The sequence below is a fragment of the Stenotrophomonas sp. KH_036_B genome (genome assembly GCF_057839485.1).
This window is the reverse complement of sequence record NZ_CM174491.1, coordinates 4030776-4043445: the sequence shown is the minus strand read 5'-3', so window position 1 is coordinate 4043445 and position 12670 is coordinate 4030776. Positions and strand designations below refer to the sequence as shown.

The following is a 12670-nucleotide window of genomic DNA, read 5'->3' as shown; positions in this document are numbered from 1 at the left end:
AACCGCCCTGATGCCCTACATTCAGGTTCAACGCTCTCGAACCCCCTTGTGGAGACCCGAATGCCCCGTCTGTCGCTGCTGCTGTCCGCCCTGCTTCTCGCCTCGCCCGCGCTGGCCGCGGCCGCCCCTGCAGAACGCCCGGAAGTGACCGCCGCGGCCGCCCGTCTCCAGGCCCAGGTGGTGCAGTGGCGCCGCGATTTCCACCAGCACCCGGAGCTGTCCAACCGCGAGGAGCGCACCTCGGCCAAGGTCGCCGAGCAGCTGCGCGCGATGGGGCTCAAGCCGAAGACCGGGATTGCGCACCATGGCGTGGTGGCCATCATCAAGGGTGGCAAGCCTGGCCCGCGCATCGCGCTGCGCGCCGACATGGACGCGCTGCCGGTGACCGAACAGACCGGCCTGCCGTTCGCCTCCAAGGCCACCAGTACCTACCGTGGCGAGCCGGTCGGGGTAATGCATGCGTGTGGCCATGACGCGCATACCGCCACCCTGCTGGGCGTGGCCGACGCGCTGGTGAAGATGCGCGAGAACCTGCCCGGCGAAGTGATGCTGATCTTCCAGCCCGCCGAAGAAGGCGCGCCGTCGCCGGAAGAGGGCGGCGCCGCACTGATGCTCAAGGAAGGCTTGTTCGCCGACTTCAAGCCGGACGCCGTGTTCGGCCTGCACGTGTTCTCCAGTGTCCAGGCCGGGCAGATCGCGGTGCGTGGCGGCCCGCTGATGGCGGCCTCGGATCGGTTCGGGATCAAGGTGATCGGCCGACAGACCCATGGCTCGGCGCCGTGGAACGGGGTGGACCCGATCGTGGCCACCGCCGACCTGGTGGGCACCGCGCAGACCATCGTCAGCCGCCGCTCCAACATCTCCAAGCAGCCGGCGGTGGTGTCCTTCGGCGCGATCAAGGGCGGCATCCGCTACAACATCATCCCTGATGAAGTGGAGATGGTGGGCACCATCCGCACCTTCGACGAGGGCATGCGCCAGCAGATCTTCGCCGACCTGCGCAACGTGGCCGAGCACACCGCCGCCGCGCATGGTGCCAAGGCAGAGACCGAGATCTACGAGTCCGAGGGCAACCCTGCCACCGTCAACGACCCGGCGCTGACCGCGCGCATGCTGCCCAGCCTGCAGGCCGTGGTGGGCGAGGCCAACGTGTACGAGCCGCCGTTGCAGATGGGCGCGGAAGACTTCTCGCTGTACGCCCAGCAGGTGCCGGGCATGTTCTTCTTCGTCGGCTCCACCAGCGAGGGAATCGACCCGGCAAAGGCCCCGGCCAACCACTCGCCCAAGTTCCTGCTCGATGAGAAGGCGCTGGACGTGGGCCTGCGTGCGCTGCTGCAGGTGAGCCTGGACTTCCTCAACGCGCCGAAGAGCTGAGCCGGCCCCCCGCATGGCCGAAACAACCGGTAGTGCCGGCCGCTGGCCGGCCCCCCGCATGGCCGAAACAACCGGTAGTGCCGGCCGCTGGCCGGCTCCCCGTATGCCCAAAACAACCGGTAGTGCCGGCCGCTGGCCGGCTCCCCGCATGGCCAAAACAACCGGTAGTGCCGGCCGCTGGCCGGCTCCCCGCATAGCCAAAACAACCCGGTAGTGCCGGCCGCTGGCCGGCTCCCCGCATGGCCGAAACAACCCGGTAGTGCCGGCCGCTGGCCGGCTCCCCGCATGGCCGGCGATCCCTGGAGCCGGCCAGCGGCCGGCACTACTGCCGCAGGTCCCGCACCGTCCGCGCCGGCTGCTCGATGCCGGCCGTGGCCCGCCACGGGTTGATGTCCAGCCCGCCACGGCGGGTGTAACGCGCTTCCACTTCCAGCCATTCGGGGCCACAGCGCAGCGTGATCTCGTTGAAGATGCGCTCCACGCACTGTTCGTGGAACTCGGCGTGTTCGCGATAACTGATCAGATAACGCAGCAGACCCTCACGATCGATGCGCGGCCCACGGTAACGCACGCTCACGCTGGCCCAGTCGGGTTGCCCGGTCACCGGGCAGTTCGACTTGAGCAGGGCCGAGCTGAGCGTCTCGGTCACCACCTGGCCGGCGTTGGCCGACAGGTACTCCGGCGCCGGCGGCCCGTAGCGTTCGATCGCCACGTCCAGCCCATCCAGCGACTCGCCTTCGGCATCGTCAACCAGCACCGGCACGCCGAACACCACGTTGACCACCGCACCCGCGCATGCCGACAGGTCGCCCGCTATCTGCTGGCGCGCCTGCTCGTCATCGTCGAAGCGGGTGCTGTTGAGCGAGTTGAGGTAGAGCTTGAACGACTTGGATTCGATCAGGTTGGGCGAGGTGCACGGCACGCTGATGGTGGCCACCGCCACCCGTGGCTTGCCACGCCGGTCCAGCCAGCTCAGCTCGTACGCCTGCCAGCGGTCGTGGCCGACGAACGGCAGGTGGGCGTCATCCACCCCGATCTCCTCGCGCGCGGCGCGGCGGGGGATGGGGAACAGAAGGCTGGGGTCGTACTGCGACGGGTAAGCAACCTCGCGACCGAGGCTGGAGTCCTGGGGGGTATTCATGCCGCCATTTTAACGTGGGAGGCGGCTGCCGGCCGCCCTGTTCAGAAAACCTTCCGAAGCCTTCACGCCTGCGCCATGCCCCATTAACAAGGGCTGTGACACCTTGCGATCCAGGTCGTCATATTCAAAACGGGAGCGTGTGGATGAGTACCGACAAGAAGGCCGATTTCTCCGGTGTCACCTCCAGCGTGGATACCACCGCGCAGAAGGTGAAAAAAGCCGATTTCTCCGGCGTCACTTCGTCGGTGGATACCACCGCCGAAAAGGTGGGGGAAAGCTCTTACACCGTAAAGTCCGGCGACTCACTTTCCAAGATCGCCAAGAATGAACTGGGCGATGCCAATGCCTGGACGCAGATCTTCGAGGCCAATCGCGACGTGCTGGATGACCCCGACAAGATCTTCCCGGGCCAGACCCTCAAGTTGCCGGCCAAAGGCTGAGCCGTTCCACGCGAAAACCACTTATTCCCAGGGAGGAATTCCATGAAGAAGACGTCCATCAGTACTGCCGTACTCGCCGCCCTTCTGGCCACCGTGGCCTTGGCGGGCTGCAAGAAGAAAGATGACACCGCCGACACCAACGCCCAACCGGCGGCCATGACCCCGGCAGCGACGACCCCGGCCGAGCCTGCACCGCAGCCGATGACCGCGGCCGCCTCTGCGGTGAACGTCGCCGGCGTCACCGTCGGCAAGACCGCCGCCGCCGACAAGTCCGTGGCCCAGGCCGCGCTGTTCGCGCCGAAGGACATCATCATCGTCTCGATCCGCACCGATGGCAGTGCCAGCAATGCCAATGTCGGCGCCAAGCTGACCTACCAGGATGGCCAGGTGGCGGGCGAACAGAGCCAGGCGCTGAACACCACCGGCGCCGAGACCACCAACATCAGTTTCACGAATGCCAATGGCTGGCCGGCGGGCAAGTACCGCGCGGAAGTCACGGTAGATGGTAAGGCGGCCGGAACGCCGCAGGAGTTTGAGGTCAAGTAAGTCCCGCCGACTCTCTCCCGGCACGGACTCACGATGGGCGCAGCCGCGAGGCTGCGTCTTTTTTCATGTGCGCGGATCGCAGTGTTGCAGTACGTGCGCGTATGGTCCGGCTTTGCTCCCCGGGTCTGAAACCGCGACAATGCGGGGGTTAACCCGGAGAGCACAGTCCCCCATGTCGAACACGCCCAAGATTCTGTACACGCTTACCGATGAAGCCCCGTTCCTGGCGACCCAGTCGCTGCTGCCGATCGTCGAGGCGTACACCGCCACCGCCGGCATCGCGGTTGAAACCCGTGACATCTCGCTGTCCGGCCGCATCCTGGCCCTGTTCCCGGATTACCTGAAGGACGACCAGAAGGAAGCCGACCACCTCGCCGAACTGGGCCAGCTGGCGACCACCCCGGATGCCAACATCATCAAGCTGCCCAACATCAGCGCCTCGGTGCCGCAGCTGAAGGCGGCCATCAAGGAACTTCAGGACCAGGGCTTCGCCCTGCCGAACTACCCGGACGTGCCCAGCGACGACGTGTCGCGCGACATCAAGGCGCGCTACGACAAGGTCAAGGGCAGTGCGGTGAACCCGGTGCTGCGCGAAGGCAACTCCGACCGCCGCGCGCCGCTGTCGGTCAAGAACTACGCCCGCAAGCACCCGCACCGCATGGGCAAGTGGTCGAAGGAATCCAAGTCGCACGTCTCGCACATGGACGGCGGTGATTTCTACGGCAGCGAAAAGTCGGCCACGCTGGCTGCCGCCGGCACCCTGAAGATCGAACTGCAGCAGGCCGACGGCAAGACCGTGGTGCTGAAGGAAAAGACCGCGGTCAAGGCCGGTGAGATCGTCGACGCGGCCGTGATGAGCCGCAACGCGCTGGCCTCCTTCGTGCAGGTGCAGATCGCCGACGCCAAGGCCAAGGGCGTGCTGTTCTCGCTGCACCTCAAGGCCACCATGATGAAGGTCTCCGACCCGATCATGTTCGGCGTGGTGGTGGAAGAGTTCTACAAGGACGTGCTGGCCAAGCACGCCGACGTGCTCAAGCAGGCCGGGTTCGATCCCAACAACGGTATCGGCGACCTGTTCGCGCGCCTGCCGCAGCTGCCCGAAGCCGAGCAGGCCGCCATCAAGGCCGACCTGGCTGCCGAGTACGGCAAGCGCCCGGGCCTGGCAATGGTCAACTCCGACAAGGGCATCACCAACCTGCACGTGCCCAGCGACGTCATCGTCGATGCGTCCATGCCGGCGATGATCCGCGACTCCGGCGGCATGTGGAATGCCGAAGGCAAGCTGCAGGACACCAAGGCCGTCATTCCGGATCGTTGCTATGCCGGCGTGTACCAGGCCGTCATCGACGACTGCATCGCTCACGGCGCGTTCGATCCGGCCACCATGGGCTCGGTGCCCAACGTGGGCCTGATGGCGCAGAAGGCGGAAGAGTACGGCTCGCACGACAAGACCTTCCAGATTCCCGCCGACGGCACCGTGCGGGTCACCGACGAAGCCGGCACCGTGGTGTTCGAGCACGCCGTGCAGACCGGCGACATCTGGCGCATGTGCCAGACCAAGGACGCGCCGATCCAGGACTGGGTCAAGCTGGCCGTCAACCGCGCGCGCCTGAGCGGCACGCCGGCCGTGTTCTGGCTGGATGCCGCGCGTGCGCACGACGCCCAGGTCATCGCCAAGGTCGACACCTACCTCAAGGACCACGACACCAGCGGCCTGGATATCCGCATCCTGGCGCCGGTCGAGGCCACCACGTTCTCGCTGGACCGCATCCGCAAGGGCGAGGACACCATCTCGGTGACCGGCAACGTGCTGCGCGATTACCTGACCGACCTGTTCCCGATCATGGAGCTGGGCACCAGCGCCAAGATGCTGTCGATCGTGCCGCTGATGGCCGGCGGCGGCCTGTTTGAGACCGGTGCAGGCGGTTCGGCACCCAAGCACGTGCAGCAGTTCGTGGAAGAGGATTACCTGCGCTGGGATTCGCTGGGCGAGTTCCTCGCGCTGGCGGCCTCGCTGGAGCATCTGGGCAACCGCTACGACAACGCCGGTGCCACCGTGCTGGCCAAGACCCTGGACCAGGCCAACGGCCAGTTCCTGGACAACGACAAGTCGCCGTCGCGCAAGCTCGGTGGCATCGACAACCGCGGCAGCCACTTCTATATCGCGCTGTACTGGGCCCAGGCCCTGGCCGCGCAGGACGACGATGCCGCGCTGAAGGCCCGCTTCGCCCCGCTCGCCAAGGCATTGGCCGACAACGAACAGACCATCGTTGAAGAGCTTGCCGCAGTGCAGGGCAAGCCGGTCGATATCGGCGGCTACTACCGTCCGGACGTGGCCAAGGCCAGCAAGGCGATGCGCCCGAGCAGCACGTTCAACCAGGCGTTGGCCGCACTGTAAGGCTCGATTCCGCCCTCGTGGCGATCGAGAATGAAAACCCGCGCTTCGGCGCGGGTTTTTTTTGGTTCTGCGCGCGCTGAATCAGGCGCGGCTGCCGGTGGGGCGAGCGCGGGGCCGCCATGCCCTTGCCTGCGAATGTCCCTCAACAGCGGCTGCCGGTGGTGCGACCGCGGGGCCGCCGCGCCCTTGCCTGCGAATGTCCCTCAACAGCGACTGCCGGTGGGGCGAGCGCGGGGCCGCCATGCCCTTGCCTGCGAATGTCCCCCGGCGTCGGCCTGCGGCCGCCCCCTCCTCCTTTACTTCGCCGCAAGGGCATGGCGGCCCCGCACTCGCCCCACCGGCGTTGGCACCGTGACATCCGCTTTTCCATCGCGAACCGCAAGCCGAGCCCCGTTGCCTAAAAAGGGGACGGAGGAGGTTAAGCCTCACCGTCCCCGATTAACGTCCTCCGTCCCGGTTTTTGCCTTTTCCTGCGGACCGCAAGCCGAGCCCCGTCGCGGCCGGTAGGTCCCTGGCAAAGTAAAGGAGGAGGCGGCGGCGCATGCCGACGCCGGGGGACATTTGCATAGGGGCCTGCCGGCCGCGGCGGGGCCCTCAACGCTCGCGGCAGATCCGATCGAAGACCGGGCGCCAAGCTTCTCCGCCCCTGGAATGAGCCCCCTTCACTCAGCTGCGAGACGAACCTTTTTTGGACTGTGTTCCTGGTAATTCTGTGAACTCCGTCGCCACCTTCTTCGATCGGAGCAGGCACCTAGGTTCGTAAAAGCGGCATGAAACTTGCCTGTGGGCAGCGCGTAGCGGAGCGCGATTTTTGGCGAGATGTCCACACTCAAAGTGTGCAATCCATCACCCATGGCGGCCAGAACCATGGCATAGGCTAACGACGATATTTCAGCAACAGCTGTGATCTCTCACAACCCAGGGGAAGGCGATGGCCAGGGTGCTGGTGGTCGGATCGGATGTCCAGGGAGAACGTGCGTTGCTGCAGCGGCTGCGTGTGGCCGCTTCATTGCCGCCGGATACAGTACGCAGCTGTCGCGATCTGGACGACTGCGACCTGCTCGTCATCAAAGACACACCGGCCCTGCGCAACGCGGCATTGCGCATGGTGCGCGAGCGCCCCCGCATCCAGTTCTGGGTGGAAGACCAGGACGGCCACCTGCGCCAGGGGCAGGGCGACAACCGCGGTGTGCTGGACGACCACGCCATCGAGCACGCGTTGCGGCACATGCCCGAAGTGCCGGCCTGCATCGACGAACCCTGTACCGCCCGCGGCGCCAAGGCGATCACCCGTGCGCTGCGCGAGAGCCTGCCGGCACGCCAGGGCCACGCGGTGCTGGCCTTAAATGGCGAGCCGCGCGTGCTGCTGGATTTCGTGCAGGACCAGATGGTGGTGCCGGCCGGTGTGGATGCCGCAGACCTGGCACAGCATCTGTCTGATACGTTCGAATTGCTGTCGCTACACGGCATTTCCGCCAAGCGCTACCACGAGCTGGCCGGCGCGCTGCCGCGCCAGCCGTTGCGCCCGCTGCTGTGGCAGTGGGGCCAACGGCCCGCACACTGGCACGACCTCGACGCACGCCTGCAGTGCCAGGCACGGGTGAAGCTGCTGCGCTGGCCGGACTTCCGCGTACTGGGCCACCAGCACGACAGCTTCCGGCTGTGTTCGCTGCTGCTCAAGCGCGCGTGCAGCGTGGACGAATGCGCGCGCCTGCTCGATGTTCCTGCCGAAGCGGTGCGCAGCTTCGTACACCCCGCCTACCTGTGTGGCTATGCCGCGCTGGAAGACACCGCCACCGCCGCACCGCTGCCGCACCCGGGCAGCGGTGGCGGCACGCTGCTGGCACGCATGTGGCGCAGCGTGCGCCAGCGCGGTGGGGGCTGAGCATGCGCGAACACAAGATCGTGGTGCTGGGCACGATGGGAAGCGGCAAGTCCACCCTGGTGCGGGCCATCGCAGAGGGGGCGGTCGTGGATACCGACGTGCTCAACAGCGATCGCCAGGGTGCCGACAAGGCGTCTACGACGGTGGCGATGGACTACGCCGACATCGACCTGCCCAACGGCGACCGGCTGCGCCTGTACGGCACCCCGGGCCAGCAGCGCTTCGACTTCCTCTGGCCGATCCTGCTGCAGGGCGCCAGCGGCGTGGTCCTGCTGGTCGACGCCACCCGCCGCGCCGCAGCCGATGAACTGGATGCCTACCTGGCCGTGCTGCGCCAGCATGCCGCACAGGTGCCGGCGGTGATCGGCATCTCGCGGCTGGACCTGGCGCCGGACTTCGACCTGGACGCCTGCGTGGCCCTGGCCGGTTGGGACCAGCGCGTGCTGCCGGTCGTGCCGGTCGATACGCGTGATCGCGATCAGGGGCTGCGCCTGATGGATGTGTTGATGAGCGAGATGGAAACCCGCGACCTGGTGCTTGCCGATGGCTGACGGACACGACGCCCGCCGCTTCGAACCGCAGCTGCATGAGCGCCTGGTCCACCACCTGCAGGCCTTCGCCGACGACATCAACGGCGTGCGCAGCGTGGTGCTGGCCAGCGTGGATGGCTTTGCGCTGGTGCCGGCCGCAGGCACCCATGGCAATGGCGAGCGGCTGGCGGCAATGACCAGCGCAATGCTGGCGTTGGCCGCGGCGGTGGGACGCGAGCTGGCGCTGGGTGAACTGGAAGTGCTGATGCTGGAGGCCGGCGAGGGCAAGGTGCTGATGCTGGCTTTGCCGTGCACGCCGGCACCGCTGCTGTTGATGACCGCGTGCGACAGCCGCTGTGTGATCGGCAAGGTGCTTTGGAATGCCAAGGAATGTGGCCGCAACATCATGGCCGAACTCAGCGGATCACGAGCCGATCCGCAGGGCAACTAGGGGCTCGACAACCAACGGGGAGCAACATGGCAGGACTCGACGATACTTTGAACGCGCTGATGTCCATCGACGGCGCGCAGGCAGTGGCGCTGGTGGACTACGAAAGCGGCATGCTGCTAGGCGAAGCCGGCTCGGGCATGGACATGGAAGTGGCCGCCGCAGGGAATACCGAGGTGATCCGCGCCAAGATGAAGACGGCCGCATCGCTGAACCTCAACGACACCATCGAGGACATCCTGATCTCGCTGGGCAAGGCGTACCACATCATGCGCCCGGTCGCGAAGCAGCAGGGCCTGTTCCTGTACCTGGTGCTGGACCGCAACAAGGCCAACCTGGCGCTCGCCCGGCGCAAGGTGCAGGACGTGGAAGCCAACCTGAAGCTGTAGTTTCCCTCCGCCGCCGGCTGCCCTGCGGGGTGGCTGGCGGCTTTTTTCATCCGGGGTTGCCGGACATGGGCCGGCACTACTATGGTGGCGGTGGGTCTTCCTGGTAGCGCCGCATGCCCGTTGTCGATTCTACTGACGCTCACGCGCTTGCCTCCCGCCTGGCCGCGTGCATCCACGATGGCTTCGAGGACTACCACGCGCGCTTTGCCGTGATCACCCGGCGCGCGCGCGTCCGTTTCGAGGGCCGTGACTGGGCTGGGGCACGCCAGGATGCGGTGGAGCGCATCGCGCTGTACGACCGCTGCATCGGCGAGAGGGTCGACGCGCTGCGCCGTGCCGCTGGCGACGCGATCGGGCAGCGTGCGGTCTGGCTGCAGGTGCGTAGTGCCTTTGCCGGGCTGGTCGAGGGCCTGATCGACGCCGAACTCTACAAGACCTTCTACAACACGCTGGCACGCCGCCTGTTCGGGATCGAAGGCGTGGATGCGGCCGTGGAATTCATGGCGCTGGACATGGAGCCGTCCGATGCCATCACCCACCCGGTGGCGCGGCATGCCTACGCACTGTCGGCCACGCGGCCGGCCGAAGCCTTCATGCGGGTGCTGGGTGATTTCCGCTTCGATATTCCCTATGCACATCAGCTGCGCTGCGCGGCCGCCATCGCCGTGCGCCTGCAGGACGACCTGCAGCACTGGGGCGACGCGCCGGTGCGCAGCATCGAACTGCTGGACACCGTGTTCTACCGCGAGCGCCGCGCCTACCTGGTCGGACGTGTGTTCGGCGAGCATCGCTTCTCGCCCTGCATCATCGCGCTGGTGAACGACGACAAGGGCCTGCGCGCGGAAGCCGTGCTGACGCGGCGCCGCGATGTGGCGCACCTGTTCGGTGTTTCGCGCAGCTACTTCCAGGCCGACCTGGCGACGGTCGGCGACGCGGTGGTGTTCCTGCGCAGTCTGCTGCCGGCCAAGCCGATCGATGAGATCTACACCGTGCTGGGGCGCGCCAAGCAGGGCAAGACCGAGCGCTACCGCACCTTCTTCCGGCATTTCCAGGCCCATCCGGACGAGCTGCTGGTACACGCCGACGGCACCCCCGGCATGGTCATGGCGGTGTTCACCCTGCCCAGCTATCCGCTGGTGTTCAAGTTGATCCGCGACCGCTTCGCCTGGCCCAAGACGATGACCCGCCACCAGGTCGAGGAGAAGTACGCACTGGTGTTCAACCTTGACCGCGTCGGCCGCCTGCTCGATGCGCAGCCTTACCGCCACCTGCGCTTCCCGCTGGCGCGCTTCGCACCGGCGCTGCTGGACGAGCTGCTGGGCCAGTGCGCCGGCAGCGTGCGGGTGGACGGCGATGCGCTGGTGATCGCGCTGTGCTACGTGCAGCGTCGGTTCCGTCCGCTCAACCTGTACCTGCGCGAGCAGACGGCGGAGGCGCGCCGCGCCGCCGCGCTGGACTACGCACAGGCGATCACCGACATGGCCCGCAACAACATCTTCCCCGGCGACATGCTGCCGAAGAACTTCGGTGTCTCACGCCATGGCCGTGCCGTCTTCTACGACTACGACGAACTCTGCCTGGTCAGCGACTGCGTGTTCCGCACATGGCCGCAGCCGCGCAATGCAGAAGAAGCGATGGCCGACGAGCCGTGGTTCCATGTCGGCCCGCGCGACGTGTTCCCGGAACGCTTCGCGCCGTTCATGGGGTTGCCGGCGGCGGAACTGGTTGCCGTGCGCGAGCATCATGCCCACCTGTTCGACCCGGCGTGGTGGCAGGGCCTGCAGGCCCGCTTCGCGGCAGGCGACTATCCGGATACGCCGCCTTATGCGGGAAGCCATAGATTGGCTTGACTGCGGTCTCTACGGCGCGCCGGTACCCTCCGGCGCCGGGTACATCACCGTGCGGTTGCGGCCCTGTTCCTTGGCCATGTACAGCGCCTTGTCGGCCAGCCGCAGTGCCTGCTGCGGGTCTTCGTGGTAGGACGGGTAGTGGGCCACGCCCAGCGACACCGTTACCGTGCCCACCTGTTCGAATACTTCCGCTTCCACCTGCAGCCGCAGGCGCTCGGCGATGCCGGCGGTGGCGGTGGCGTCGATACCCGGCAGCAGGATCAGGAACTCTTCGCCGCCATTGCGGCACAGCAGGTCGGTGTCACGCGAGTCGTCGCGCATCAGCTGGGCGATGCGCAGGATGACCGCATCGCCCACCGCGTGGCCGAAGCGGTCGTTGATGGTCTTGAAGCGGTCGATGTCCATCGCGATGATCCCGAACGGCTGGCCGCGCGCCTGCCAGTCTTCCAGCCCTTCCTGCAGGCCACGCCGGTTCTGCAGGCCGGTCAGCGGGTCGGTCATGGTGGCGCGGTTGAGCTTGCCGATGCGGTCCTGCAGCAGGTTGAAGCTGTACAGCAGCGCCTGCTTCAGGTGCGCGGCTTCGTAGTACCAGGCGCGGATGCCGGTGACATGGCGGATGGCGATGCCGGTGTCACGGTTCTGCACGTTGCGCGCCAACTGCCACAGCGGCAGCGAGATGCGCCGTGCGCACCACCATGTCACCAGCAGCGACAGCACGCCCAGCGGGATCGCATTCCAGATCACCGCCGACATCAACCGCGACAGCGGCGCCAGCGTGGCCTCGGTGGGGCGCTGCGCGACCACCCCCCAGCCGATGCTGGGCACCGGCGCGTAGCCGGCCAGCATCAGCACGCCGTGGCTGTTGCGGACCTGCTGCGCGCCCGAATGTCCCTGGCTGACGGCCTTCACTGCGGGATTCTCCAGGGCGAACTGGCCCACCCGGCCCGGTTCGACGTGATAGAGGATGCGCCCGTTGCGATCGACGACGTACAGGTACGAACCGTCGCGGTAGTAGTGCTTGCCCAGCAGGGTCTGCAGGATGCTGCGCTCGCGCAGGTAGATGGTGCCGCTGACGTAGCCCTGGTACTGGCCCTGCGCATTGAAGATGGGGTGCGAGATCGCCACCAGCAGCCGCCCTGTGGCCGACTGGTACGGGTCGCTGATGTAGGGCTCGCGCCGCTGCAGGGCTTCGGCATTGCCCTGGCTCTTGAGCACCACGCCCTGCAGGGCAAGGCTCTGCGGCGAGGTCGCCAGCACGGTGCCGGCCGGGTCCACGATCAGCACCGAGTTGAAGCTGTTGGTCTGCAGCTGCAGGCGCGCCGCCTCGGCTTCCAGCTGGCTGCGGTCGTGCGCGCGCTGCCCCAGCCCGGTGGCGGCGTAGGCCAGCTGCTGCTGCGCGGACAGGACGAAGTTCTGGGTGGTCTCGGCCAGCTTGCTGGCGTACACCCGGTTGGCCTCCAGCGTGTTGCCGATCAGTTGTTCGCGCTGCACCCGGTAGCTGGCGTGCAGGGTGTTGGCCAGGGCAACAACGGCACTGAGCAGGGCCAGGGCCAGGATCAGCTTGCCCAGGTTCAGGCGGGAGGACAGCAGGGGCATGAAAGGGGGGGCCGGCGGCGGATCACGGCGCGGATTATCACGGATTCCCGAGCGATGTGGGGAAACCGGCGCA

The 12670-nt window shown here is 67.0% G+C and carries 11 protein-coding genes; 9 read left to right on the top strand and 2 right to left on the bottom strand.

Going from position 1 to position 12670, the window contains the following annotated elements:
* The first annotated feature begins 60 nt into the window (after positions 1 to 60).
* On the top strand, positions 61 to 1374 hold the full coding sequence (locus AC3ITN_RS17895) for a M20 family metallopeptidase (protein ID WP_489391391.1): 1314 nt from the start codon (positions 61 to 63) through the stop codon (positions 1372 to 1374).
* Between the two features lie 322 nt (positions 1375 to 1696).
* Here AC3ITN_RS17895 and queF read toward each other — a convergent pair whose 3' ends face one another.
* Positions 1697 to 2515, bottom strand: coding sequence for an NADPH-dependent 7-cyano-7-deazaguanine reductase QueF (queF, locus tag AC3ITN_RS17890; RefSeq protein WP_489391390.1), 819 nt, complete (start codon positions 2513 to 2515; stop codon positions 1697 to 1699).
* Positions 2516 to 2658: 143 nt separating this feature from the next.
* On the opposite strand from queF, the gene AC3ITN_RS17885 reads away from it, so the two are divergent.
* From AC3ITN_RS17885 to aceK, 8 genes are all read left to right on the top strand, one after another.
* Positions 2659 to 2955: a LysM peptidoglycan-binding domain-containing protein gene (locus AC3ITN_RS17885; protein WP_489391389.1), complete on the top strand. Its 297-nt coding sequence runs from the start codon at positions 2659 to 2661 to the stop codon at positions 2953 to 2955.
* 42 nt (positions 2956 to 2997) lie between these two features.
* On the top strand, positions 2998 to 3501 hold the full coding sequence (locus AC3ITN_RS17880) for a hypothetical protein (protein WP_489391388.1): 504 nt from the start codon (positions 2998 to 3000) through the stop codon (positions 3499 to 3501).
* A gap of 172 nt (positions 3502 to 3673) precedes the next feature.
* Positions 3674 to 5899 carry an NADP-dependent isocitrate dehydrogenase gene (locus AC3ITN_RS17875; protein WP_489391387.1) on the top strand — a complete coding sequence of 742 codons (2226 nt, stop codon included), beginning with the start codon at positions 3674 to 3676 and terminating at the stop codon, positions 5897 to 5899.
* Positions 5900 to 6830: 931 nt separating this feature from the next.
* Entirely contained in the window at positions 6831 to 7784 is a 954-nt protein-coding gene (locus tag AC3ITN_RS17870; RefSeq protein ID WP_489391386.1) for a hypothetical protein, read from the top strand.
* A 2-nt stretch (positions 7785 to 7786) separates the two neighbouring features.
* Positions 7787 to 8335 carry a GTP-binding protein gene (locus tag AC3ITN_RS17865; protein WP_489391385.1) on the top strand — a complete coding sequence of 183 codons (549 nt, stop codon included), beginning with the start codon at positions 7787 to 7789 and terminating at the stop codon, positions 8333 to 8335.
* On the top strand, positions 8328 to 8765 hold the full coding sequence (locus AC3ITN_RS17860) for a roadblock/LC7 domain-containing protein (protein WP_489391384.1): 438 nt from the start codon (positions 8328 to 8330) through the stop codon (positions 8763 to 8765). Before AC3ITN_RS17865 ends, AC3ITN_RS17860 begins: the two co-directional genes overlap by 8 nt.
* Positions 8766 to 8791: 26 nt before the next feature.
* Positions 8792 to 9151 carry a hypothetical protein gene (locus AC3ITN_RS17855; protein WP_313344200.1) on the top strand — a complete coding sequence of 120 codons (360 nt, stop codon included), beginning with the start codon at positions 8792 to 8794 and terminating at the stop codon, positions 9149 to 9151.
* A gap of 113 nt (positions 9152 to 9264) precedes the next feature.
* A complete protein-coding gene (gene aceK / locus AC3ITN_RS17850) occupies positions 9265 to 11001 on the top strand; it encodes a bifunctional isocitrate dehydrogenase kinase/phosphatase (RefSeq protein WP_489391383.1) in 1737 nt (578 codons plus the stop codon).
* A gap of 9 nt (positions 11002 to 11010) precedes the next feature.
* Here the strand turns inward: aceK and AC3ITN_RS17845 are convergent, their stop codons facing one another.
* Positions 11011 to 12597, bottom strand: coding sequence for a GGDEF domain-containing protein (locus AC3ITN_RS17845; RefSeq protein ID WP_489391382.1), 1587 nt, complete (start codon positions 12595 to 12597; stop codon positions 11011 to 11013).
* Positions 12598 to 12670 lie beyond the last annotated feature (73 nt).

Coding starts and splice junctions, on each gene's coding strand:
- AC3ITN_RS17880 (WP_489391388.1), top strand. CDS start 2,998: ATGAAGAAGACGTCCATCAGTACTGCCGTACTCGCCGCCCTTCTGGCC.
- AC3ITN_RS17855 (WP_313344200.1), top strand. CDS start 8,792: ATGGCAGGACTCGACGATACTTTGAACGCGCTGATGTCCATCGACGGC.
- AC3ITN_RS17865 (WP_489391385.1), top strand. CDS start 7,787: ATGCGCGAACACAAGATCGTGGTGCTGGGCACGATGGGAAGCGGCAAG.
- aceK (WP_489391383.1), top strand. CDS start 9,265: ATGCCCGTTGTCGATTCTACTGACGCTCACGCGCTTGCCTCCCGCCTG.
- AC3ITN_RS17870 (WP_489391386.1), top strand. CDS start 6,831: ATGGCCAGGGTGCTGGTGGTCGGATCGGATGTCCAGGGAGAACGTGCG.
- AC3ITN_RS17860 (WP_489391384.1), top strand. CDS start 8,328: ATGGCTGACGGACACGACGCCCGCCGCTTCGAACCGCAGCTGCATGAG.
- queF (WP_489391390.1), bottom strand. CDS start 2,515: ATGAATACCCCCCAGGACTCCAGCCTCGGTCGCGAGGTTGCTTACCCG.
- AC3ITN_RS17885 (WP_489391389.1), top strand. CDS start 2,659: ATGAGTACCGACAAGAAGGCCGATTTCTCCGGTGTCACCTCCAGCGTG.
- AC3ITN_RS17895 (WP_489391391.1), top strand. CDS start 61: ATGCCCCGTCTGTCGCTGCTGCTGTCCGCCCTGCTTCTCGCCTCGCCC.
- AC3ITN_RS17875 (WP_489391387.1), top strand. CDS start 3,674: ATGTCGAACACGCCCAAGATTCTGTACACGCTTACCGATGAAGCCCCG.
- AC3ITN_RS17845 (WP_489391382.1), bottom strand. CDS start 12,597: ATGCCCCTGCTGTCCTCCCGCCTGAACCTGGGCAAGCTGATCCTGGCC.